The organism is Mesorhizobium sp. BH1-1-4 (assembly GCF_020165665.1).
Taxonomy (GTDB): Bacteria; Pseudomonadota; Alphaproteobacteria; order Rhizobiales; family Rhizobiaceae; genus Mesorhizobium.
The window spans coordinates 548,887-571,023 of the sequence record NZ_JAIUIN010000001.1 but is presented as its reverse complement, the minus strand read 5'-3'; the positions used below and the strand labels follow the sequence as shown (position 1 = coordinate 571,023).

Annotated in this window: 16 protein-coding genes, 1 tRNA gene and 1 pseudogene; 9 read left to right on the top strand and 9 right to left on the bottom strand. The window is 62.7% G+C overall.

Annotation, left to right across the window (positions count from 1 at the left end; all coding sequences use genetic code 11):
• The first annotated feature begins 46 nt into the window (after positions 1–46).
• The 4 genes from LB569_RS02590 to LB569_RS02575 all read left to right on the top strand — a co-directional run bounded on the left by LB569_RS02590 (position 47) and on the right by LB569_RS02575 (position 3,911).
• Complete coding sequence (locus tag LB569_RS02590; protein WP_224690932.1) at positions 47–1,072, top strand: NAD(P)/FAD-dependent oxidoreductase; 1,026 nt, start codon at positions 47–49, stop codon at positions 1,070–1,072.
• Positions 1,073–1,246: 174 nt separating this feature from the next.
• Entirely contained in the window at positions 1,247–2,533 is a 1,287-nt protein-coding gene (locus tag LB569_RS02585) for an SDR family oxidoreductase (RefSeq protein ID WP_224690931.1), read from the top strand.
• Positions 2,533–3,015 (top strand): DUF2269 family protein, encoded by a 483-nt coding sequence (locus LB569_RS02580; RefSeq protein WP_140709328.1) that lies wholly within the window; start codon positions 2,533–2,535, stop codon positions 3,013–3,015. Before LB569_RS02585 ends, LB569_RS02580 begins: the two co-directional genes overlap by 1 nt.
• A 527-nt stretch (positions 3,016–3,542) precedes the next feature.
• The gene (locus LB569_RS02575) at positions 3,543–3,911 is read left to right on the top strand and encodes a hypothetical protein (RefSeq protein WP_224690930.1); all 369 of its coding nucleotides are present in this window, start codon (positions 3,543–3,545) and stop codon (positions 3,909–3,911) included.
• A 148-nt stretch (positions 3,912–4,059) separates the two neighbouring features.
• Here the strand turns inward: LB569_RS02575 and LB569_RS02570 are convergent.
• Positions 4,060–4,136 (bottom strand) — tRNA-His (locus LB569_RS02570).
• Positions 4,137–4,485: 349 nt separating this feature from the next.
• Positions 4,486–4,944, bottom strand: a complete 459-nt coding sequence (locus tag LB569_RS02565) for a phasin (protein ID WP_224690929.1) — start codon at positions 4,942–4,944, stop codon at positions 4,486–4,488.
• A 246-nt stretch (positions 4,945–5,190) separates the two neighbouring features.
• Here LB569_RS02565 and LB569_RS02560 point away from each other — a divergent pair, with 246 nt between their 5' ends.
• The 4 genes and pseudogenes from LB569_RS02560 to LB569_RS02545 all read left to right on the top strand — a co-directional run.
• Positions 5,191–9,237 carry a PAS domain S-box protein gene (locus LB569_RS02560; protein WP_224691118.1) on the top strand — a complete coding sequence of 1,349 codons (4,047 nt, stop codon included), beginning with the start codon at positions 5,191–5,193 and terminating at the stop codon, positions 9,235–9,237.
• 163 nt (positions 9,238–9,400) lie between these two features.
• Positions 9,401–10,156, top strand: a complete 756-nt coding sequence (locus LB569_RS02555) for a DUF4142 domain-containing protein (protein ID WP_224690928.1) — start codon at positions 9,401–9,403, stop codon at positions 10,154–10,156.
• A 24-nt stretch (positions 10,157–10,180) separates the two neighbouring features.
• A complete protein-coding gene (locus LB569_RS02550) occupies positions 10,181–10,783 on the top strand; it encodes a general stress protein (RefSeq protein WP_224690927.1) in 603 nt (200 codons plus the stop codon).
• A gap of 77 nt (positions 10,784–10,860) precedes the next feature.
• Positions 10,861–11,050: pseudogene (locus LB569_RS02545) on the top strand (hypothetical protein); the annotation flags it as partial.
• Between the two features lie 429 nt (positions 11,051–11,479).
• Here LB569_RS02545 and LB569_RS02540 read toward each other — a convergent pair.
• Positions 11,480–13,438, bottom strand: coding sequence for an acetoacetate--CoA ligase (locus LB569_RS02540; RefSeq protein WP_224690926.1), 1,959 nt, complete (start codon positions 13,436–13,438; stop codon positions 11,480–11,482).
• 243 nt (positions 13,439–13,681) lie between these two features.
• Here LB569_RS02540 and LB569_RS02535 point away from each other — a divergent pair, with 243 nt between their 5' ends.
• The gene (locus LB569_RS02535) at positions 13,682–15,535 is read left to right on the top strand and encodes an AsmA-like C-terminal region-containing protein (protein ID WP_224690925.1); all 1,854 of its coding nucleotides are present in this window, start codon (positions 13,682–13,684) and stop codon (positions 15,533–15,535) included.
• Positions 15,536–15,663: 128 nt separating this feature from the next.
• On the opposite strand, the gene LB569_RS02530 is transcribed toward LB569_RS02535, so the two are convergent.
• From LB569_RS02530 to LB569_RS02505, 6 genes are all read right to left on the bottom strand, one after another.
• A complete protein-coding gene (locus tag LB569_RS02530; RefSeq protein ID WP_224535899.1) occupies positions 15,664–16,479 on the bottom strand; it encodes an ABC transporter permease in 816 nt (271 codons plus the stop codon).
• Positions 16,476–17,444, bottom strand: a complete 969-nt coding sequence (locus LB569_RS02525) for an ABC transporter permease subunit (RefSeq protein WP_224690924.1) — start codon at positions 17,442–17,444, stop codon at positions 16,476–16,478. Before LB569_RS02525 ends, LB569_RS02530 begins: the two co-directional genes overlap by 4 nt.
• Before the next feature lie 9 nt (positions 17,445–17,453).
• Positions 17,454–18,593, bottom strand: coding sequence for an ABC transporter ATP-binding protein (locus LB569_RS02520; protein ID WP_224690923.1), 1,140 nt, complete (start codon positions 18,591–18,593; stop codon positions 17,454–17,456).
• Between the two features lie 75 nt (positions 18,594–18,668).
• Positions 18,669–19,766, bottom strand: coding sequence for a polyamine ABC transporter substrate-binding protein (locus LB569_RS02515; protein ID WP_140709340.1), 1,098 nt, complete (start codon positions 19,764–19,766; stop codon positions 18,669–18,671).
• A gap of 328 nt (positions 19,767–20,094) precedes the next feature.
• Positions 20,095–21,048 carry a DMT family transporter gene (locus LB569_RS02510; RefSeq protein WP_224690922.1) on the bottom strand — a complete coding sequence of 318 codons (954 nt, stop codon included), beginning with the start codon at positions 21,046–21,048 and terminating at the stop codon, positions 20,095–20,097.
• Positions 21,049–21,189: 141 nt separating this feature from the next.
• Complete coding sequence (locus LB569_RS02505; RefSeq protein WP_224690921.1) at positions 21,190–22,089, bottom strand: DUF2167 domain-containing protein; 900 nt, start codon at positions 22,087–22,089, stop codon at positions 21,190–21,192.
• Positions 22,090–22,137 lie beyond the last annotated feature (48 nt).

Sequence of the window (22,137 nt, the reverse complement as noted above, 5' to 3'; positions counted from 1 at the left end):
GCGCTGTATTCACGGGTGGCAGCTACGACGTTTCGGAGACTTGGCAGTGGCCTTTCTCTTTATGTCTCGGTTCGAGGTTCGCTCTTATCGCGTGTCATTCGACACGTGGAACAAGGTTGTTTTGCGCGGGTTGGGCGCTATGCCACGTTCTTCCGGCTCACAAATTTTTGACGTTGCTATCGTCGGGGGGGGCCCTGCAGGGCTCGCCGCGGCCACGTATTTAGCCAGGTTTCTGCGTTCGGTGATCTCATTCGACGCGGGGGATGCGCGCGCCAAGCTCATTCCAAAATCCCATAACTGTCCGGGCTTCCCCGAGGGCATCAACGGGGAAGAACTGCTCGGCCGGCTACGAGCCCAAGCACGCCTATACGGGGCGAGCGTCGCCGACGATTACGTAGCTCACGCCGAAAAACGCGAGGGATATTTTCTTCTGACGACGGCCTGCGGGATGATCCAAGCAAGGCGCGTAATTCTGGCAACGGGCATTGTGGACAAGGCCCCTTCGATTAAAGGACTGCAGCAGGCGATCGCGGATGGCATTGTCAGACTATGCCCGGTTTGCGATGCGTATGAGGCCAGGGGTAGCCGCATCGGCGTCGTTGGCCCGGAGCATCTCGCCGTCAGGGAGGCTCTGTTCCTGAAGGAATATGGCAGTCCAGTTGCCTTGCTCGCCAACTACCCGGATGATGTTTCCGAGGCTGCCCGCGATGTCGCATTGGCAGGCGGAGTAGAAATCTGGGACGCTGTCGATGACTTGGTCCCTAGAGGAACTGGCTTCGATGTCGTCATGGCCGATGGTGCCCCGATGCGCAACATCGATGTGGTGTACCCTTCGATGGGCTGCGACGTACGCTCCGAACTCGCGGTTGCGCTTGGAGCTGTCTGTGACGAAGAGGGCTATGTCATGGTCAACCGGCACCTTGAGACTTCAACGCCAGGACTCTATGCCATCGGTGACGTGGCCGAGGGGCTCAATCAAATTGCCGTTGCGTTCGGACATGCCGCCACGGCTGCAACTCACATTCACAACGATCTGCGCGATTGCGCCGAGCCGGCGACGAAATGTCGATGAAGTTGACCTGTAGATGCGAACGCATTCTACCGCCGGAAAACTCTTCGCTGCGTTGTCGCCTGGAGCTTGTTCCACCCGGCGTCACACTGCTGGCTTCGGCTTCGATCAAGTTCTCTCAGGCGCGGTGGCAGGGTTTATGAGGGCGCACGCGCCGGCGAACGGTGGGAGCAAGGAATGAGAATTCTCGTGACCGGCGCCTCAGGTCTGATTGGGAAGGCGCTTTGCGCGCTCCTGACTGGTGAGGGACATGAGGTGATTCGCGTGCTTCACCATCCAGATACCGGCATCCATACTGAGACCCGAGCCATTTCACTGGATATGGCGCGAGCCTTGCGACCTAAAGATTGGACGCCCTATCTGGCCGGTGTGGACGCCGTCGTAAACTGTGCCGGGGTTCTGCAGGATAGCGCCCGGGAAAACACCCGGCATGTTCATATGACCGGCGCCTCTGCTCTCTTCATCGCATGTGAGCAGGCAGGTGTGAACAAGGTCATTCACTTTTCCGCCATCGGGGTCGATTGCCAGCAGCCGTCCGCCTTTTCCGCCAGCAAGCTTGCCGGCGATGAAGCATTGATGGCGCGTAGGCTTGAGTGGGTAATCCTGCGCCCTTCAGTGGTGCTGGGAAGGCCGGCTTTCGGCGCAAGTGCGCTTTTTCGGGGCCTCGCGGCTTTGCCGCTCTTGCCGTTGATGCCCGACACGGGCCGTCTCCAGGTCGTTCAGCTCGATGACGTGATCTCCACCGTTCTCTTTTTCCTCAAACCCGGCAGCCCATCGCGCCTCACGCTGGAACTTGCTGGGCCCGTGGCGCTCTCGATGAGCGAGGTCGTCGGTTGCTATCGCCGCTGGTTCGGATGGAACCGTGCTCGCGAGTTCATCTTGCCCAATTGGACCGCAGCTATCTTGTACAGGCTGGGGGATGCCGCGGCTCAGCTAGGCTGGCGCCCGCCGATGCGCACCAATGCTGCAAAAGAGATCACGCGTGGCGCTGTCGGTGATCCCCGGCCGTGGATGACGGCGACCGGCATTCAACCGTCCAGTCTCCCAGCTGCACTACGTCTAAATCCTGCGACGGTGCAGGAGCGATGGTTCGCCGGTCTTTACTTCGTCAAGCCGGCGCTGTTTGTCGTTTTGCCGCTCTTCTGGATTCTGACCGGTATCATTTCCCTCACCGTCGGCTGGCGCAGCGGAGTTGACTTGCTGATTGGCACTGCTGCCGGCGCATTGGCCGAACCGGCGGTCGTCGCCGGGGCACTGGCTGACATCGTCGTGGGGACGCTTATCGCTTGGCGCCCAACCAGCCGGCTTGGTCTTTTAGGCGCAATCACGGTATCGCTTTTCTATGCGGTCGCCGGGAGCATTTTGCGGCCGGATCTTTGGTATGAGCCACTCGGGCCGCTGTTGAAGATCTTCCCGACCCTCGTTTTGCATTTTGCAGCGCTGGCCATTCTGGAGGAACGCTGATGATGTACTTTGTGCTCAAATACCTTCACGTCATCGGTGCGGCTGTGCTGCTCGGGACTGGCGCCGGCATTGCGTTTTTCATGCTTATGGCACACCGGACCGGAAACGCCGCGACGATCGCCGCCGTCGCCCGCATTGTCGTCCTGGCTGATTTCCTGTTCACGGCTACGGCCGTTGTCGTACAACCCCTGACCGGACTAGGCCTTGCTTGGGTTGCGGGGTATTCGCTGTCCGAAGGCTGGATCATTCTCTCGATTGCGCTTTACATCGTAACCGGCGTTTTCTGGCTGCCTGTCGTGTGGATGCAGATCGAGATGCGAAATCTGGCGACACAGGCTGCCCTGTCCAACCAAGCCCCGCCCGAGCGCTACAATCAGCTGTTCAGACGCTGGTTTGTCTTCGGCTTCCCGGCTTTCGGCGCGGTCCTCGCCATTTTCTGGCTGATGGTTGCGCGCCCGGCAATCGAGTGGCCAGCGTTGTAGCTGCGCAGGATCGCCGAATCATCATGCCGCGAATTGGTCTGTCTCACGTGGCTGGCTCCTACGGCGCAATGTACCGCAGTGGGGAACCAGGCTCACCGAGTTCTTTGGGATGGCCAACCATCCCGTCACCGGCGTGCTCAACTCGATCGGCACATGGACCTCCCGCCCCGCGGCATTCCTGATCTTGTTGGCCTACGCAATCCTTTGGCTAATCTTTGAACGACAGAGCCTGGACTGGCATGGAGCGGCTACCTTGTTTACCTGGGCCATGACGCTGTTCATTCATTCCAACATATCGTAATTTTCGACTCGTGGGGCTTGCTTACCATGGCTGTCACGCGGCATGCCGCCGATAGGAAAAGAACGCTCCCCCAATAGTGGGTATTGCGATGTAGCGGTCTCCCGCTACCAGCCCCCGACGAGCAGAGAGTGTTTCCCATTTTCAGGTCGCAGCCGCAGATTCCAGCCCGAGCTGAACGCAGGCCTCCACTGCAGCAGGAGAGTCCGCCTACTTATATGTTGCATTCATGGCCTTGCAGAACGGCGAAGCCGTGAGGCGATACTCGCTCACGCCTCGACCAATCACGGCACAGCGGATTGAACGCGCGCTCGACCGCGTCGCGGAGATCATCGTGGCACGAGGCGACGATGGTGAGGCATGGCTCGCGCTCTACGAGCACTTGGAACGCGCTCTGCAAGATCACCGAGCGAAGGAAGAACGCCTCGCCGCGGTGCGATTTTCCCCCAGCATCAACGGCGCCCACAAGGCATTGTCAGCAGCCTCGTGGAGATCTCTGGCGGTGCGCGCCCTTATACGATCAGTGGTGTCGAGGGCGCGGCGAACGAACACGCTACGCTCGTCGAGATCCCTGATCTCTCTGGGCACCCTGCAGTAGTAGTGGAAATGATCCCCCCTCAGTTGCAGGAAGCGGTCAGGATCATGCTCTTCGCGTCGTCTTCCCAGGCCTCTGACACACCATTTGTATCACAATCGGCTTGGCCCGAAAATTCTATAAGAAATTCAACGGCTTATGGGAAAGCCAATGGTACCGTTGGCTGGGATCGAACCAGCGACCTCCGGATCCACAATCCGGCGCTCTAACCATCTGAGCTACAACGGCACGTCTCAACGTTGGTAGCGGGATCGAGGTGGAAGGTTCATTCTCCGCGATCCGCTCTGTCGTTCGGCGATGCGTCCTTACGGGCTTATGGATTCTAATTCAAGAGTTTTGCGAGGCAAAGGTCGCTTCCCCACAACGGGGCACCTTTCGCCGGGCAAAGAAAAAGGCCGGCGGGAGGAGGTGCCGGCCTTTTCCTGTTACGAGCCAGCGGGAGGAGGTGCTGGCTGGTCACCCCGGAGGTGGAGGGAGGAGGTTCCACCCGCCGGGTATTCACTTGACCGACACTATCTCACATCTATTTGTCCGACAAAATGCGACCTTTGTTGCATCCGCCGGCGATGCGCAGATATTAGGCAGCCTTGATTTCCTTGATCGCCTTCTCGAAGGCGGTCTTGATCGGCTTCGAGACGTCCTCGGCCGCCTTGGAGGCAACAGCCTGGAAGTCCTTGGCCTGCTCTACGGTCAGTTCGACGCGCTTGCGCAGGAAGGCGGTCTGCAGCTCGACGACTTCCGACAGCGACTTGGCGCCGATCAGGGCTTCGAGATGCGAGAAGCCGGCCTCGGCATTGGCACGCAGCGCGGCAATGGTCTTGAGCGACAGGTCGCTGGAAACAGTCTTGGCGGTTTCGTAGGTCGACTCCAGAGCCTTCTGGGTCTCCTCGGCGCCGGTTTTGAGCTTGGCATAGGCCTCTTTCGACTGCTCAACGCCCTTTTCGGCGAAAGCGCGCATCTGGTCGGTGGCCTTGGAAGCGTCGAAGCTCGGGAATTCAACGTTGCCGATCGTCTCGGCGGTCTTGGTCCTGGACATTTTCCATCCTTTTCAGCGGCAGCGGCTTTGACAGAAAGCCGTCTCGTTCATGTATGATGGCAATATAAAGGCAAATTTTGTGCATTGCAATATCCTTGTTGCACTGCACAAAAATCTTTTTGGCCGTTAACCAAACGGCCAGAATTCAGCCTTTGAACGTTCTGGCTTGTGGACCTTCGTGGCTGCGGCTTTTATTAACAAAGCGTTAACTGCAAATTTCGCCGCTCCGTGAGGTTCGCCAAGCGCATGCCGTCCGAATATTCCTTCCTCGACGTCGCCGTGCTCGACGCGGTGCGCCAGCGCTTTGCCGCCGGCGACGCGATCGCGATCCTGTCGGTGGACCTCGAGCAGGTGATCTGGGCCAATGGACCGGGCGCCGCCATGTTCGGCTATCCCGATATCGAAGCAATCATCGGCGCTTCGGCGCGGCTGCCGCTGATCGCGCGCCGCCAGATCATGGCGACCAGCGGTTTTCCCCAGATCGGCGGCGATCGCTCGATCTTGGTGCGCCTCGCAACCGGCATGACCAGCCGCGCCGTCGGCTTCCTTGCCAGTGCCGTGACCCTGCCCGATGGCGACAACGCCATCATGCTGGCGGTGCCGGCGGGGCAGACCGGCTCGCGCAGTGCCGCCGAGATCGCCAGCCGGGCGATCAGCGGCTTTACCGAAGACGGCCATTTCATCGCCTTCATCGACGCCAAGGGAAATGTCGAAGCCGCATCGGATGGGTTTCCGGCGCTCGGCATCCAGCCCGCGACACTGGCGGCCCTGGTGGCCGACGTCGCGGCCGAGGGCGAGCGCATCGTCAAGCGCCTCGTTCCGGGCGGCAGGACCTCCTACCCGGCCGGCCTCGCCCGGCTGACGCCGGAGCGGCATCTGCTGGTGGTAATCGACGAGGATCAACTCGAGGACAACGCGGCTCCGGCGGGCCACTCGCCCGCGGCAACGGAAAGCTCCGCCGAGGAAAGCGTTCGGACGGTGGAAACCGCCACAGCGGAATCCGAGTCTCCGCAGGACAATCAGCCGACGGCGAATGTCGCGCGGACAGAGGCGGTCGAACAGCCGCCTGCCGCAGCCGAGCCCGCACAGGAGACCGCCCCTTCCGAGCCCGTGGCCGACGATACGCCGGAACGGGCAATGCGGGAGATCGAGGAGCCGAGCGGGGCGACACCGGTTGCCGCCGACAATGATCGGCTGGCGGCGGGCACGCCGGGCCAGCACGATCATTGGTATTTCAACGCCGGAGAAGACGACGCGCCAACCGCGCAGGAATCGACAAGCCAGGCCGAAGCGGTCGGCACAGCGGCTTCGGCGGACGGCGTGAAGCAGGACCAGGCCACCTCGCCCGCGGCCCCGGCCGCAACCGTGGCCACCCGGACGATAGACCGCTCGGCGGCACCGGTGCGCTTTGTCTGGCGGACCGACGCCGAGGGCAAGTTCAGCGCGCTGTCACCGGAATTCGCCGATATTGTCGGCCATCCGGCCGCCGACGTGATCGGCCGGCGCTTCAGGGATGTCGCCGCGGCCTTCGGCCTTGATGCGTCCGGCGAGATCGCCGGCCTGCTGGAGCGGCGCGACACCTGGTCCGGCCGCTCAGTGCTGTGGCCGGTCGTCGGCACCGACCTGAAGATCCCGGTCGACCTGGCGGCACTGCCGGTCTATGGCCGCAGCCGTGCCTTCGAGGGTTTTCGCGGCTTCGGCGTCGCGCGTACCGGGGACGCGGTCGTCGATCCGGAAGCGATCGGCATGGCACTGGTGCCCAATGGCGAGATGCCGGCGGCACCGAAACCGGAAGCCGTGGAGACGGCGCCGGAAGAGCCGAAGGCCGAAGAGTCTAAGGCATCGGATCCGTTCAAGGGCGAAGTGCCGGCGCTGACCATCGTCCCGAAACCGGAGCGGCGCTTTGCCGACAAGGTGATCCGGCTGGCCGAACACCGGCAGCCGGCCAACGACAAGGGGCTGTCGACGCTGGAACGCAGCGCGTTCCGCGAGATTGGCGAGCGGCTGAAGAAGGACAGTTCCCCAGCCGAGCCGGAAGCGGAAAAGCCGGGCATTGAAAGCCCGACAGGGCCGGCGATCGAGATACCGACTGAGCGGGTGGCGCAAACAGCCATCGAAGCTCCGACCGGGAAGACCGAGGCTCCCGTGGAGCCGGCCGGCGAGGCCGTGCCCACGCCCGATGCCATCCAGCGCGACGAGCCGCAAGAGACCGGCGAAGCCCAGGCCAAGCAGGACGAGGACCCGCTGGCGGCGCAGGCTGCCGATAGCGATGCCGGGGATGAAGCGGATCTGGCGCTGCTGGACGGCGCTCATCCCGGCGACGTCGCTCGCGACCAACCCGCCGATGCCTTGCCGCCCGTCAAGGGCTCGCTGCTCGACTACGCCGACGACAGCGACGAACCCGGTTCCGTCGCCGACAATGATCAACCGGCCGCTTCCGAGCCGTCAGCGGCGAAACCGGAAACCGCCACGCCCGCCGATGGCGGCGAGCAACCGGCGGCCGCGGGCGCCGCGCATGACGCCGTCGACGACGATGACAGCATGACGGCGGCCGATTTCCGCGATGCCGAGGACAATGAGGACTGGTCCGGCGGCGAGGACAGGGCAGAGATCGACGGCCGCATCGCCGCGCCTGCCGAGACTTCTGCCGCCTCGGATGAGCAAGCCGCCGCGCCCTCCGACGAGACTGCCAGCGCGGGTGACACGGCCGAGACGCCCATCCAGCCGCGCCTGCAGGTACCGCCGCTCAAGACCGGGGGTTTCGTGCCGTCGGCCTTTTCCGTGGGTGACGAGAGCAAGGCGCCCGATACGTCGCTGCTCGGCAAGCTGCCGGTGCCGCTGATCATCCATTCGGGCGACCAGTTGCACTATGCCAATGAGGAGTTCCTCGACCTGACGGGGTACGAGACGCTGAAGGATCTGGAGGACGCGGGCGGCCTCGGCGCGTTGTTCGCCGATCCTTATGCCGATGACGGCGCCTCCGACGGCAGCGACCGGACGCTGCGGCTGAAAACGCGCGACGGACAGGAATTCCCGATCGACGCCATCCTGCGCTCCGTGCCGTGGCGCGACGGCAAGGCGCTGATGCTGGTCGTCCGCCGTTCCGGCGAGGACGACGCGCCAGTGGCCCTTCATGCGGTCGGCGAGGGGCCGACGCAGCCCGACATTTCCGAACTCAAGGCCCGCATCGCCGAGATGCGCACCATCATCGACACCGCCACCGACGGGGTCGTGCTGATCGGCAGCGACGGCACCATCCGTTCGATCAGCCGCCCGGCCGAGGCCCTGTTCGGTTTCGACAGCGACGAGGTGACCGGCAAGCCGTTCGCCTCGCTGTTTGCCATAGAGAGCCAGCGCGCGGCGCGCGACTATCTCACCGGCCTGTCGGAACCTGGCGTGGCGAGCGTCCTGAATGATGGCCGCGAGGTGATCGGCCGCGAGGCGCAGGGGCGCTTCATCCCGCTGTTCATGACCATCGGCCGGCTGCCCAATGACAGTGGCTTCTGCGCCGTGGTGCGTGATATCACGCAGTGGAAGCGGGCCGAGGAGGATCTCACCCAGGCGCGCGCGGTGGCCGAACGCGCTTCCTCGCAGAAGACCGATTTCCTCGCCCGCATCAGCCACGAAATCCGCACGCCGCTCAATGCCATCATCGGCTTTTCCGAACTGATGGTCGACGAGAAGTTCGGGCCGGTGGCCAATGACCGCTACCGCGACTATCTGCGCGACATCAACCGCTCGGGCAACCATGTGCTCGACCTGGTCAACGACCTGCTCGACATCTCGAAGATCGAGGCCGGCCAGCAGGAAATGGCCTATGAGGCGGTGTCGCTCAACGATACGCTGGCCGAAACCGTGGCGATGATGCAACCCCAGGCCAACCGCGAACGCGTCATCATCCGCTCCAGCTTCGCCTCGCGGCTGCCGGAAGTGGTGGCGGATTTGCGCAGCGTGCGCCAGATCGCGCTCAACATCCTGTCCAACGCCGTCCGCTACACCCAGGCCGGCGGCCAGGTGATCGTGTCGACCGCCTATGAGACCTCGGGCGACGTGGTCATGCGGGTGCGCGACACCGGCATCGGCATGAGTCCGGCCGAGATCGAGCAGGCGCTGAAGCCGTTCAAGCAGATCAATGCGCTGAAGCGCGGACGCGGCGACGGCACCGGCCTTGGCCTGCCGCTGACCAAGGCGATGGTGGAAGCCAATCGCGCCCGCTTCACCATCAACTCGACGCCCGGCGAAGGCACGCTGGTCGAAGTCGCTTTCCCGTCGACGCGGGTGCTCGCCGAGTAGGGTGAGCCTTAGCGGCAGCGTGCCGCAAGCCGATAGTTTCCGCGTGGTGATTTTGGCTGCCGCCGAAGCCCCGACCCTCCGGCAAAATCGTTCGGCCTCCGGAACAAAGCTCTCAGGCGCTGGTTAGCCTCGCAGCACATTGTGTGCCAATGAGGATCTATTCATGAGAAATCGACTGGTATTGGCCGCGCTCGGCGCGGCCACAGCCATCACCTTTGCCATGCCCGTCTTCGCCGCGGACACGGCGCAGGACTTTGTCGACAAGGCGGCGGCCGGCGGGATGTTCGAGGTCGAATCGAGCAAGATCGCCGAAGGCAGGGCGCAGGATCAAGGCGTCAAGGACTTCGCCCAGAAGATGGTCGCTGATCATGGCGCGGCCAATGCCAAACTCGAGACGATAGCCGGCGAGCAGAAGCTGAAGGTGCCGACGGCAACGGACGCCAAGCACAAGAGCGATCTCGACGCCCTGCAAAGCGCCAAGGATCCGGTCGACACATCTTATGTGCGGATGCAACGCGATGCGCATGCCGATGCGGTCAAGCTGTTCGACGGCTATGCCAAGGACGGCGACAACGCGCAGTTGAAGACGTTTGCGCAGGAGACCTTGCCGACGCTCAAGATGCATCAGGACATGATCGAGAAGATCGCCGCCACGATGGACGACAAGTCTTCGGCGACGAGTTCGACGACCCCCGCCGTCACCACGACCGATACCGCAAATCCGTCCGCCCCCGTGCCGGGCGCGAACAGCTTCACCGAGGATCAGGCCAAGAGCCGCATCCAGGATGCCGGCTTTTCGGACGTGTCGGCATTGAACAAGGACGATCAGGGCATCTGGCGCGGCCAGGCGACCAAGGACGGCAAGAAGACGGCCGTCGCGCTCGACTACCAGGGCAACGTCGTTGCCGGCACCAACTGAACAGAGAATCTGGAGATATCGACCATGAAAACCGTGACCGGACTTTTCGACAATTACGATGACGCTTCCGATGCGGTCGGCGAGTTGGAAGCAAGCGGCGTGCCAGAAGCCGATATCAGCATCGTCGCCAACAATTCGAGCGAATGGTACGACGGCGATCGTTCCAACACAGCCGAGGATGCCGCCGGCGGGGCCGGTGTGGGTGCCGTCCTAGGCGGAGCGGGTGGCCTTCTGGCCGGGCTCGGCATCATGGCCATTCCCGGCGTCGGGCCGGTGGTGGCCGCCGGCTGGCTGGCCGCCACAGCCGTCGGTGCCGTGGGAGGCGCCGTCATCGGTGGGGCTGCCGGCGGTATCGTCGGTGCGCTGACCGAGTCCGGCGTGCCGGAGGAGGATGCCCATGTCTATGCGGAGGGCGTGCGTCGCGGCGGCACGCTGGTGACCGCCAGGGTCGACGATCAACTCGTCGGCCAGGCCCAGCGGATCCTCGGACAGGCCAACGCGGTCAATCTGGAAGACCGCCGCAGCGCATACGAGGCCGACGGCTGGACCGGTTTCGACAGCGACGCCAAGGCCTATACGCCCGATGAGATCGAAAGCGACCGCGGGCGCTACGCCAATCGCCCTTGATCCTTGGCCCGCCGCTGAAAAGCGGCGGGCTCATCCCTGCCCGCACACCACGCCGCAGCGACGGCAACACCGCCACCACCATGGAGGTAATCGCTCCCAAGTCCGGCGGTCGAGGCTATGATCTAAGCTGGATCGAGGCCCGGCATATGATCGACGGCGGTCCCTCCGTCCTGTTCGACGCCGTCGCTCTCGTCCTGTCGGAAGAGGGAGCGCAGCGGTTGACCGGCGAGGCAGCGGCGCGACTTCGTCGCCGACGCATTCGCCCACTAGGTTCATCGCCTACACGGTCCCTTCCGTTTTCGGATCAGTCAGGTCAATCATTCCTTCATCGACGTTCGGGCCGACGCCCGCTTTCTGCAGCAACGCGACGCCGTCTCTGGGGGCGCAAATGGCCGTAAAAACTGAACGGCCTCAGCTCCTTCCGCGAGCCAAATCACCGATGAAGCCGCCCGCGCCGGTAAAAGAAAAGGCGTCCAAAGGACGCCTTAGGAGATGGGATTGCTGTCACAACGGGGGCTTGAGCTGAATTCAGATCCTCGGGGCCGAGGAACGGGATTTCTCCCTCAAGTTACATGCGACTATCGACGCCGGGCCTTAACAACTCCTTACCGGGTCGCCAAAAAATTTACGAATGTGTACCACTCGTGAAATCTAGGTAAATTCGCGCGACAGATTTCGTTAACCATGCCGGCCGCGTCACTGCGCGAGTTGTGGCAGGTCGCGGAACAGCTCCAGCGCTTCCGGGTTGGCCAGCGCCTCCTTGTTCTTGATGGCGCGGCCGTGCACGACGTCGCGCACCGCGAGCTCGGTGATCTTGCCCGACTTGGTGCGAGGGATGTCGGACACGGCGACAATCCTGGCCGGCACGTGGCGCGGGCTGGCACCGGTGCGGATCTTGGCGCGGATGCGTTTCTCCAGGTCCTCGTCGAGCTTGACACCCGCCGCCAGCCGCACGAACAGGACGACACGCACGTCATTGTCGAAATCCTGGCCGATGCACAGCGCCTCCAGGATTTCGGGCATCTGCTCGACCTGGTTGTAGATCTCGGCGGTACCGATGCGCACGCCGCCCGGGTTGAGCGTTGCGTCGGAGCGGCCGTGGATGATCATGCCGCCATGGCCGGTCCATTCGGCGAAATCGCCATGGCACCAGACATTGTCGAAACGCTCGAAATAGGCCGCCTGGTATTTCTTGCCGTCGGCATCGTTCCAGAAGCCGATCGGCATGGACGGAAAGGCCTTGGTGCAGACCAGTTCGCCCTTCTCCTGCCTGACCGGCTTGCCGTCATCGTCCCAGACATCGACGGCGAGGCCGAGGCCGGGTCCCTGGATCTCGCCGGTCCAGACCGGCTGGGTTGGCACGCCGAGCACGAAGCAGGAAACGATGTCGGTGCCGCCGGATACCGAGGCCAGGTGGACGTCCTTCTTGATGCCCTCATAGACGAAGCGGAAATCCTCGGGCGAAAGCGGCGACCCGGTGGAGGAGATGGCGCGCACCGTCGACAGATCATGGTTGCGCATCGGCTTGAGCCCGGCCTTGCGCACGGAATCGATGAACTTGGCCGAGGTGCCGAAGAAGGTCATCTTCTCGGCATCGGCGAAATCGAACAGCACATTGCCGTCGGGATAGAAGGGCGAGCCGTCATAAAGCAGCAGCGTGGCGCCCGACGCCAGGCCCGATACGAGCCAGTTCCACATCATCCAGCCGCAAGTGGTGAAATAGAAGAAGCGATCGCCATCGCCGAGGCCGGCATGCAGCCGGTGTTCCTTGACATGCTGGATCAGCGTGCCGCCGGCGGAATGGACGATGCATTTGGGAATGCCGGTGGTTCCGGACGAAAACAGGATGTAGAGCGGATGCGAAAATGGCAGCCGCTCGAAGGTCACTGGTTTGACGGCGAAGGGCGACAGCGCCTCTTCCAGCGCCACCGCCTTGTCGATGGTGTCGGCGACGTCGGCGGAGGTGCCGAGATAGTCGACGAGCAGCACCTTGCGGACACTGCCGAGCTTGGCCGCGACCGCCTTGACCTTGTCGGCAACCTCGATGGCCTTGCCATTGTACCAATAGCCGTCCGGCGCGATGAAGATGACAGGTTCGATCTGGCCGAACCGGTCGAGCACGCCCTGCTCGCCGAAATCGGGAGAGCAGGACGACCACACCGCGCCGATCGAGGCCGCGGCCAGCATGGCGGCGACGGCTTCGGGCATGTTGGGCATCATCGCCGCGATACGGTCGCCCTTCTTCACCTTGAGCGACAGGAAAAGCTGCTGCAGCCGCGAGACCAGGCCATGCAGTTCGTTCCACGACAGCCGCCTTTCGACCTTGTCCTCGCCGCGAAAGACGATTGCCTCGCCGGCGCCGGTCTTTTTCAGAAGGTTCTCGGCGAAATTCAACGATGCATCGGGGAAGAAGGAGGCACCCGGCATCTTCTCGCCGTCGATCAGCAGGCGTTCACCCTTGTCGCCTTCAAGGCCGCAGAAATCCCAGACCTGATCCCAGAACGCCTCCCGGTTCTCGACCGACCAGCGGTGAAGATCGGCATAGGATGAGAACGGGCTGCCGGTATTCGCTGCCGCGACCTTCATGAAGGCGGTCAGGGGCGATGCATCAATCTGGTCTTGTGTCGGCGTCCAGAGCGGTACTTCGCCAGCCATGATCGATCCTCCCACGGTCGTCATCGCTTATGCATATCGCAGCGCAGCAGAGCAAGATTTTGTTGGGCCGATGCGGCCAGGTGTGCGCAAATGCCATCGCCGGGCCATAAAGACTTGAAATGCGTCAGCCCTAAGTCGTAGTGACGACCTGAAGTCGTAGTGACGACCTGAAGTCGTAGTGACGACAGGGGGTAAAACCCGCCGAACGGTCTTTTTTGTCGGAATGGAAGCATACGGGGCTATATGCCATCATCCTTGATCCGCCGCGGAGTATGGGCGATCGGCGCTGCCGTGATCGTCATCGCTCTGGTGGTCGCGGCCCTGCCGCTGATCGCCTCGACGCGGATCGTGCGCGACCGCATCGCCTGGGAGTTGAGCGCCTGGAGCGGCTTTCGGGTTGCCATCGAGGGGTCGCCGCGCATCGAGGTGTGGCCGAAATTCCGCGCCATCCTGACCGATGTGACGCTGTCGAAATGGACCGACGCCGACGCGCCGCCGGTCGTCGAGGCCGAACGGGTCGAGGTCGACCTCTCGGCCATGGCGGCATTGCAGGGCGATGTGGTGTTCTCCACGGCACGGCTGGTGCGGCCGACGATCCGGGTCCAGCGCACGGCGGACGGCCTGTTCCTGCCCACCGCGCCGACGGGCGGCCGCATCGCGCGCTCCATAGATACGGCCCGCAGCGTGGTCAGAGCCGACCCCGCCAAGCCCGACCTCGACAAGCTGCCGACGGACACTTTCGGCACCGTGGAGTTCAGGGACGGCCGCATGGTGGCTTCCGTCAACGGCAAGGACGAGGAGATCCTGAGCAGCCTTAGCGGCCAGGCCACATGGGCGGCGATGAACAGCAATGCGACGCTGTCCGCGACCGGGATCTGGCGTGGCGAAAGCGTGACCCTGGACGCCGCCTCGCAGAGACCGCTGGTGCTGTTTGCCGGAGGCATGGCGCCGCTCACTTTGTCCTTCAAGGCCGCGCCCGCCACCTTCTCCTTCGACGGCACGGCCAGCATGTCCGAGAATGGCTATTTCGACGGCCAGGTGAAGTTCGCCGCCCCCTCGCTGCGCCGCGTGCTGGAATGGTCACAGGCCGGCATCGCGCCGAGTGCCGCGATCGGCTCGGTCAGCATTTCGAGCAAGGTCACGGCGTCCGCGGGCCGTGTCAAATTCGAAAACACCGCGCTGGCGCTGGACAACAATCCGGGCATGGGCGCGCTGGACGTGTCGCTCGGCGAGACGCAGCCGGTGATCTCGGGCACGCTTGCCTTCGACACGCTCGACCTCAGGTCGTTCCTGTCCGCCTTCACGCCGCTGGGGCCGGCAAGCAGCGGCGAGCCAGGTCAGGTCGACACGAGTTTCGCCGACCGGGTCAATCTCGATCTCAGGCTGTCGGCGGCGCATGCCACGGCGGGCAGCATTCAGCTTGCCGACGTTGCCGCCACCGCACAGGTCAAGGACGGTCTCTCCGTCTTCGACATCTCCGACGCCTCGGCCTTTGGCGGCAACATCCAGACCAGCCTCCGTTTCGACCGCAAGCCCGAGGGCACCCAGGTCGAGATCCGGCTGCTGGCTTCCGATGTCGATGGCGGCGCGTTCGCCACGGCGGCGGGGATGACCCGGCTGGTGCCGGTCGGCACCAGCACCGTCTCGGTCATCCTGAAGGGGCCGGGCAGAACCTGGGATTCGATCTTTGAAAATGCCGACGGCTCCGTCTCGGCGACCTTCGGCCCTGGCGCGCTCAGCAAGTTCAACCTGCCGGCCTTTCTCAAGCATACCGAACAGGGCGGCTTCTTCGCGCTCGACGACGTCTCGGACGGGACGCTGCCCATCGATGGCGCCGAGGTCAAGGCAACCATTTCGAGGGGCGTGGCGCGGCTGGACAAGGCCGAGGCCAATTCGGCGAAATACAAGATCTGGCTTTCCGGCATCGCTTCCTACGCAGGGCGCGGACTGGCGCTGTCGGGCGGCGTCATCCAGCCGGATCAGGCGGCGGCACAAAAGAGCGGCCAGCAAGGACCCAACCAGTCGTCGTTTTTCGTCGGCGGAACGTGGAGCACGCCGTTCATTTCACCGATAAGCCGTGGCGTTTCGGGGGAATAAAGCAGGTCAAGGAATACGGCTCGCTCACCGTTTCCTTGAAACCGGCTAACGTCCTGTTCTGACGCCATTCGTTCTCCCAAAGCCTGGCTCACTCTGGGTGACATGCCTGCGCCTCGACTTTCGTCCCCTTACCCGCGCTGTGCTGCCCGTTCGTCGAGTTGGCGCTGCACCTCGCGGCGCTTGTTGGCGATCGAAGCGACGATGACGCCGACCGCGACGACGGCGATCAGGATGGTGCAGGCGGCATTGATCTCCGGCGTCACGCCGAGACGGACCTGGCTGTAGATTTTCATCGGCAGCGTCGTGGCACCGGGGCCGGAGGTGAAGCTGGCGATGACCAGATCGTCGAGCGACAGCGTGAAGGCCAGCATCCATCCGGACACGATCGCCGGCAGGATGACCGGCAGGGTGATCTGGAAAAAGGTCTTGGCCGGCGTTGCGCCGAGATCCATGGCCGCCTCCTCCAGCGAACGATCGAACGACACCAGGCGCGACTGCACGACGACCGCCACGAAGCACATTGTGAGCGTGATGTGGGCGAGCGTCACGGTAAGGAAACCGCGGTCGAGACCGACGGCAACGAAGAGCAGCAGCAACGACAGGCCGGTGATGACTTCCGGCATGACCAGCGGCGCGAAGACCATGCCCGAAAACAGCACCCTGCCCCTGAAGCGCGTGTAGCGTGTCAGGGTGAGTGCCGCCAGCGTGCCGAGCACGGTCGCCACTGTCGCCGAAATGACACCGACGCGCGCCGTGACCCAGGTGGCGTCCATCAGACCCTGATTGTGGAACAGCGACACGTACCACTTGGTCGAGAAGCCGCCCCAGACGGTGACCAGCTTGGACTCGTTGAAGGAGAAGACGACGAGCAGCACGATCGGCAGATAGAGGAAGGCAAAACCGAGCACGATCGAGGTGACGTTGAAGCGGCTCCAGCTGTTCATTTGCCCTGCTCCTGTGCCTTAGCCTGGGCTTGCTGGAAGAGCATGATCGGCACGGTCAGCAACAGAAGCAGGATGACGGCGACGGCCGATGACACCGGCCAGTCACGATTGGCGAAGAACTCGTTCCAGAGGGTCTTGCCGATCATCAGCGTCTGCGAGCCGCCGAGCAAATCGGGAATGACGAACTCGCCGACGGCGGGGATGAACACCAGCAGGCAGCCGGCGATGACGCCCGGCAGCGACAGCGGGAAAGTGATCTTCCAGAAGGCTGATGTCGGCGGGCAGCCGAGATCCTTGGCCGCCTCGATCAGGGAATAGTCCATCTTTTCCAGCGACGAATAGAGCGGCAGCACCATGAACGGCAGGTAAGAATAGACGATGCCGATGAAGATGGCCGTATAGGTGTTGAGGATGACCAGCGGCTGGTTGATGAGGTGCAATGACAGAAGCAGCTGGTTGAGCAGGCCCTCTGGCTTGAGGATACCGATCCAGGCATAGACGCGGATCAGGAACGACGTCCAGAACGGCAGGATGACCAGCATCAGCAAGGTCGGGCGGATCGTCGCCGGCGCCCGCGCCATGCCATAGGCGATGGGGTAACCGACGATCAGCGTCAGCACCGTCGAAATGGCGGCAATGACGACGCTGGTGATGTAGGCCTTGAAATAGAGGGCGTCCTGCGTCAGCCAGACATAATTGTCGAAGTTGAGGTCGCGAAAGCCGGCGAAGAAGCCGGAAACGCCGTCCCTGAAATCGAGCACCGGCGTATAGGGCGGCATGGCGATGGCCGTCTGCGACAGCGAGATCTTGAAGACGATGACGAAGGGGATGAGGAAGAAGAACAGCAGCCAGAGATAGGGGACGATGATGACGAGCCGGTTGAAGAAGCCGGTGCCCAGGCGCGTCAGGAACGGCTTGGCGACAGTCGGTACCGCGGCGGCATCGGTGACGGCGATGTTGGACATGCCAGCCCCCTACCGTGCCAGCACGACGCCGGCGTCGGGCCGAAAAGACACCCAGGCGCGGTCGTTCCAGGTCAGCGGATCCTCGGTGACGCGCGCCGCGTTGAGCGCGCTTGCCCTGATGATCTGCCCGTCGTCCAGCCTGATGTGGTAGACAGTCATGTCGCCGAGATAGGCGACGTCGTAGACTTCGCCCTCCAGCGCATTGACGGCGTCCGTCGGCTTCTTGGACGACACCTTGATCTTCTCCGGCCTGATCGCGAAGACGATGTCGGAACCGGCCTTTGACTCGGTGCTGTTTTCAACAACGATCTGGGCGCCTGTCGCGCCGGTGATGCGCGTGGTGTTTGCCGCCCGCTCGGCGACCTTGCCCTCGAACATGTTCACGTTGCCGACGAAATGGGCGACGAAGCGCGACGCCGGCGCTTCATAGACTTCCGCCGGCGTCGCCACCTGCATGACCTCGCCCTTGTCCATGATGGCGATGCGATCGGCCATGGTCATGGCCTCTTCCTGGTCGTGGGTGACGACGACGAAGGTCAGGCCGAGTTCCTGCTGCAGATCCATCAGTTCGAACTGGGTTTCCTCGCGCAGTTTCTTGTCGAGCGCGCCCAGCGGCTCGTCGAGCAGCAGCACCTTCGGCCGCTTGGCGACGGAGCGGGCAAGCGCGACGCGCTGGCGCTGGCCGCCGGATAGCTGGTGCGGCTTGCGCTTGGCGAACTGCTCGAGCTTGACCAGCTTCAGCATCTCGGCGACGCGCTTTTCGATATCGGACTTCGGCATGCCTTCCTGCTTGAGGCCGAAGGCGATGTTGTTCTCGACCGTCATATGCGGGAACAGGGCATAGGACTGGAACATCATGTTGACCGGCCGCCGATAGGGCGGAATGCCGCGCAGATCCTGGCCATCGAGCAGGATACGGCCCGAGGTCGGCTCCTCGAAGCCGGCAAGCATCCTGAGCAGCGTCGACTTTCCACAACCCGAGGCGCCGAGCAGGGCGAAGAATTCGCGCTCGAAAATGGTCAGCGACAAATTGTTGACGGCGGTGAAGTCACCGAACTTCTTGGTGACGCTGTCGAACTGGATGTAGGGCTTGGCGTTCGGGTCGTTCCATGGCGCGAAATCCCTGCGGATGCTGCCAAGCGATTTCATATCCCCACTCCGTGTTTTTTATTCCCCAGAAGAAATCGACCCCGGCAGTTGGCTGCCGGGGCCGCATCGAATTGCCTATTGGCCGGTGACGATCTTGGTCCAGCTGCGGGTGACGATGCGCTGGGTCTTGGGATCGTACGGCTGGACGGTGTAGAGCTTCGCCAAGGTCGCGGCATCCGGATAGACCGACGGGTCGTCCAGCAGCGCCTTGTCGACGAATTGCTGCGAGGCCTTGTTGCCGTTGGCGTAGAGCACATAGTTCGACGATTTGGCGATCACTTCCGGGGTCATCATGTAGTTGATGAATTCGAGTGCCTCGGCGACATGCGGCGCGTCGGCCGGGATCGCCATCTGATCGAACCACATCTGGGCGCCTTCCTTGGGCACGGAGTAGCCGATCTCCACGCCTTGCTTGGCCTCGACCGCGCGGTTGCGCGCCTGGAACACGTCACCCGACCAGCCGATCGCCAGGCAGATGTCACCATTGGCGAGTGCGTTGATGTATTCGGATGAGTGGAACTTGCGGATGTAGGGACGGATCTTGAGAAGGGCTGCCTCGGCCTTGGCGATATCGTCGGGCGAGGTGCTGTTGGGGTCCAGGCCGAGATATTTCAGCGTCGCCGGCAGGATGTCGGAGGGAGAATCCAGCACATAGACGCCGCAATCCTTCAACTTGGCCAGGCTGTCGGGATTGAAGAAGGTATCCCAGCTGTCGATCTTGTCGGTGCCGAGCGCTGCCTGCACCTTCTTGACGTTGTAGCCGATGCCGACCGTGCCCCACATGTAGTTGACCGAGTATTCATTGCCGGGGTCGTATTTGGCGGTGCGCTCCGTAACCGTATCCCACATGTTGGAGAGGTTCGGCAGTTTCGACTTGTCGAGCTTCTGGAACACACCGGCCTGAATCTGGCGGGCGAGGAAATTGCCGCTCGGCACGACGACGTCGTAGCCGCTGCCGCCGGCGAGCAGTTTGGTTTCCAGGATTTCGTTGGAATCGAAGGTGTCGTAGACGACCTTGATGCCGGTCTTCTTGGTGAAATCATCGATGATCGAACTGTCGATATAGTCCGACCAGTTGAAGACGTTGACGACGCGGTCCTCGGCGTGACCGGCGGGCGTCAAAAGCGCCAGAAATACCGAAGTCGCCGAAAGCCAGAGCGCTTTGCGGATCATGCTATTCTCCTTTGGTGAGTGTTCCATCGCCGGCGCGTCGCGACATCGTCGCGCGGCCGGGCATTTGCTTCAAACTATTGAGCTTCCCAGCGGCCGACAAGCGCCATTCGGCCTGCCGCCCATGGCCACCCAGTCGTCCCGGGCGGGAAGGAATTGCGGTGCCGTCAGAAGCTTTCGCCGCCGCGCGGACAGAGATACAAGAATGTGGGCCGGTCTCGATCGAGCCGCCGGGGAGACTTGGCAAGATACGCCTGTCTTGTTGTTGCCGTATTCCCAGCCTGCCCGGGCGGCAACGACATTGTCAATGGGCAAAGCTTCGGCGCCGTCATCAATTCGGCGAAGGCACTCCGGTGACCCCAGCCCGCTGCGGCCGCGCCTGGCGCTTGAATTCGAGCCCAATATGGACAAGCAGCGCCGTGACCACCACCGCGCCGCCGATGATGGTGCGCGCGGACGGCACCTCGGAATGGATGAGCCAGACCCATATCGGCCCCAGGATCGGCTCGAACGTGCCGAGCAGCGCGGCGATCGCCGCCGGGATCAGGCGCGCGCCGGTGGCGAAGAAAGCAAGGCCAAGGCCGAGATTGACCACGCCGAAGACGAAGAGAAAGCCCATGTCGCCGGCCGAGACCGTGAAGGTCGATACCTGCGAGGCAGCGAAGCCCGCCGCCAAAATCGTGCCCAGACAAGTCGCCGGCGTCATGCGCACGCTGGAGAAGCGCCTTGTGATGACGGTGGCGATCGAGAACATGAACGCGATCAGCAGCGCCAGTCCGTCGCCTATGGGCGAGACGGCGCCGTCAAGCGATTCCGACACCATGATGGCGACGCCGGCGATGACGGCGGCGATCGCCACCCAGGTCGCGACGGTCACTCTTTCGCGAAACAGCGCCCAGGAAAACAGGGCCGCCAGCAACGGCACGCCAGCCTGCATCAGGAGGATGTTGGCGACGGTGGTGTAGGCAAGCGCCACGACGAACGAGGTCGACGCAATGGCGAAGCAGGATCCTACCGCGATGCCTGGCAGGCCCATGTCCCGGAATGACTTCACCATGCCGCGCCAGCCGTCGCGCCAGGCCATGAAGCAGAGCAGGAAGACGGCGGCCCAGACGGAGCGCCAGAAGATAACGGTCCAGCTGTCACCAACGCTGACGAAGCGGGCGATGGTGCCGCCGAAACTCCACATCAGCGCCGACAGGAAGACCAGCAGCATGCCGACGCGTTCCTCGCGCGCCGAGGTGGTTGACGCTACAAGGCCCGGCGATGATGCTGTGTCTGTCATGGGCGCGACTGTCGGGCTTTTGTGGACGGGACGATGCGCAAGGGACGACAAAAATATGCTTCGTTCGCGTAACGCAAAGACGCTGACCGGGGATGATCCAGTGCGGTGCTCCGTTTGGCGCACTGTAAGGCTCTGGCAACCTTACGAAGTGCTCTTCTTACCGCGAATGAGGCGCCAGAGACCCGCCAAGGGGATCAGCAGGATCAGGCCAAATTTTTTCAGCGCAATCAGCGCCACGGCGATAAGACCTGCCTTTGCCGCCAGTTTTCCGGCTATCAGGCCGCCAATGCCGACTGCTGCAACCGTGTCGGCGCCAGGTATGAAATCCGTGTACTTTTTTCCGTCATTGAAGACTGCGAGGCCAAGGACTTCATCCAGGCTCTGCCTTATCTCCGGCAACTGCTCCACCGTTGCGATGTAGCTCATTACAAAGACGCCTTCCCTGCCGAGAAAACGGACGTCGTAGTTGAGCGTGTGAACGCTATCGTTTCCGAATTGCAATTCCTTGGCCCAGTGCAAACGCTTGTTTGCCGCATCATAGACTGGCGGTGATGCCCAACCAATCAGCGTAATGGGCGGAAAGCCGTCCTTCACCCTTTGGTCATTGCCCGACAGGGTGTCCGCCTGCATGCTGCGCAGCAGGTCGCCATAATCGATGGATGCGGCATCACCATCATCGACATAGCCTATCTTTTCCCACCGCAATTCTATCCCCCAATTCCCGTCGGCGAGGGGATCGTATTTGGCTGGAAAGATCATGCCGACGGCATCGGAAGCCGAAGTGGGTGGATTGCCCCAAGCCTCGGTCAGGACCGAGAGCGTATCTTTCTTGCTCAGAAAATAGAACTTATCTCCGAGATTGAGATGCACACCTTCGGCAAGGTCGACCGCGCCTGTCTTTGGATCAATCTTATCCAAGAATGCCTTTCCGGCATCATTGTATCCTTCATAGGAGTTGAAGAACCCCGAGGATTTTTCTGCAAATGCAGGCGAGATCGCCAGAGCAAGGCCCAGACCAACCCAAAGAACCGTCCTGCCCATCAATACCCCCACCGATCCGCAGCCAGAGGTTTGATATCTTACTGCCAA

Bases quoted from the DNA above. Each gene is read 5' to 3' on its own strand.
- LB569_RS02585 (WP_224690931.1), top strand. From the start codon at position 1,247: ATGAGAATTCTCGTGACCGGCGCCTCAGGTCTGATTGGGAAGGCGCTT.
- LB569_RS02580 (WP_140709328.1), top strand. From the start codon at position 2,533: ATGATGTACTTTGTGCTCAAATACCTTCACGTCATCGGTGCGGCTGTG.
- LB569_RS02575 (WP_224690930.1), top strand. From the start codon at position 3,543: ATGGCCTTGCAGAACGGCGAAGCCGTGAGGCGATACTCGCTCACGCCT.
- LB569_RS02565 (WP_224690929.1), bottom strand. From the start codon at position 4,944: ATGTCCAGGACCAAGACCGCCGAGACGATCGGCAACGTTGAATTCCCG.
- LB569_RS02560 (WP_224691118.1), top strand. From the start codon at position 5,191: ATGCCGTCCGAATATTCCTTCCTCGACGTCGCCGTGCTCGACGCGGTG.
- LB569_RS02555 (WP_224690928.1), top strand. From the start codon at position 9,401: ATGAGAAATCGACTGGTATTGGCCGCGCTCGGCGCGGCCACAGCCATC.
- LB569_RS02550 (WP_224690927.1), top strand. From the start codon at position 10,181: ATGAAAACCGTGACCGGACTTTTCGACAATTACGATGACGCTTCCGAT.
- LB569_RS02540 (WP_224690926.1), bottom strand. From the start codon at position 13,438: ATGGCTGGCGAAGTACCGCTCTGGACGCCGACACAAGACCAGATTGAT.
- LB569_RS02535 (WP_224690925.1), top strand. From the start codon at position 13,682: ATGCCATCATCCTTGATCCGCCGCGGAGTATGGGCGATCGGCGCTGCC.
- LB569_RS02530 (WP_224535899.1), bottom strand. From the start codon at position 16,479: ATGAACAGCTGGAGCCGCTTCAACGTCACCTCGATCGTGCTCGGTTTT.
- LB569_RS02525 (WP_224690924.1), bottom strand. From the start codon at position 17,444: ATGTCCAACATCGCCGTCACCGATGCCGCCGCGGTACCGACTGTCGCC.
- LB569_RS02520 (WP_224690923.1), bottom strand. From the start codon at position 18,593: ATGAAATCGCTTGGCAGCATCCGCAGGGATTTCGCGCCATGGAACGAC.
- LB569_RS02515 (WP_140709340.1), bottom strand. From the start codon at position 19,766: ATGATCCGCAAAGCGCTCTGGCTTTCGGCGACTTCGGTATTTCTGGCG.
- LB569_RS02510 (WP_224690922.1), bottom strand. From the start codon at position 21,048: ATGACAGACACAGCATCATCGCCGGGCCTTGTAGCGTCAACCACCTCG.
- LB569_RS02505 (WP_224690921.1), bottom strand. From the start codon at position 22,089: ATGGGCAGGACGGTTCTTTGGGTTGGTCTGGGCCTTGCTCTGGCGATC.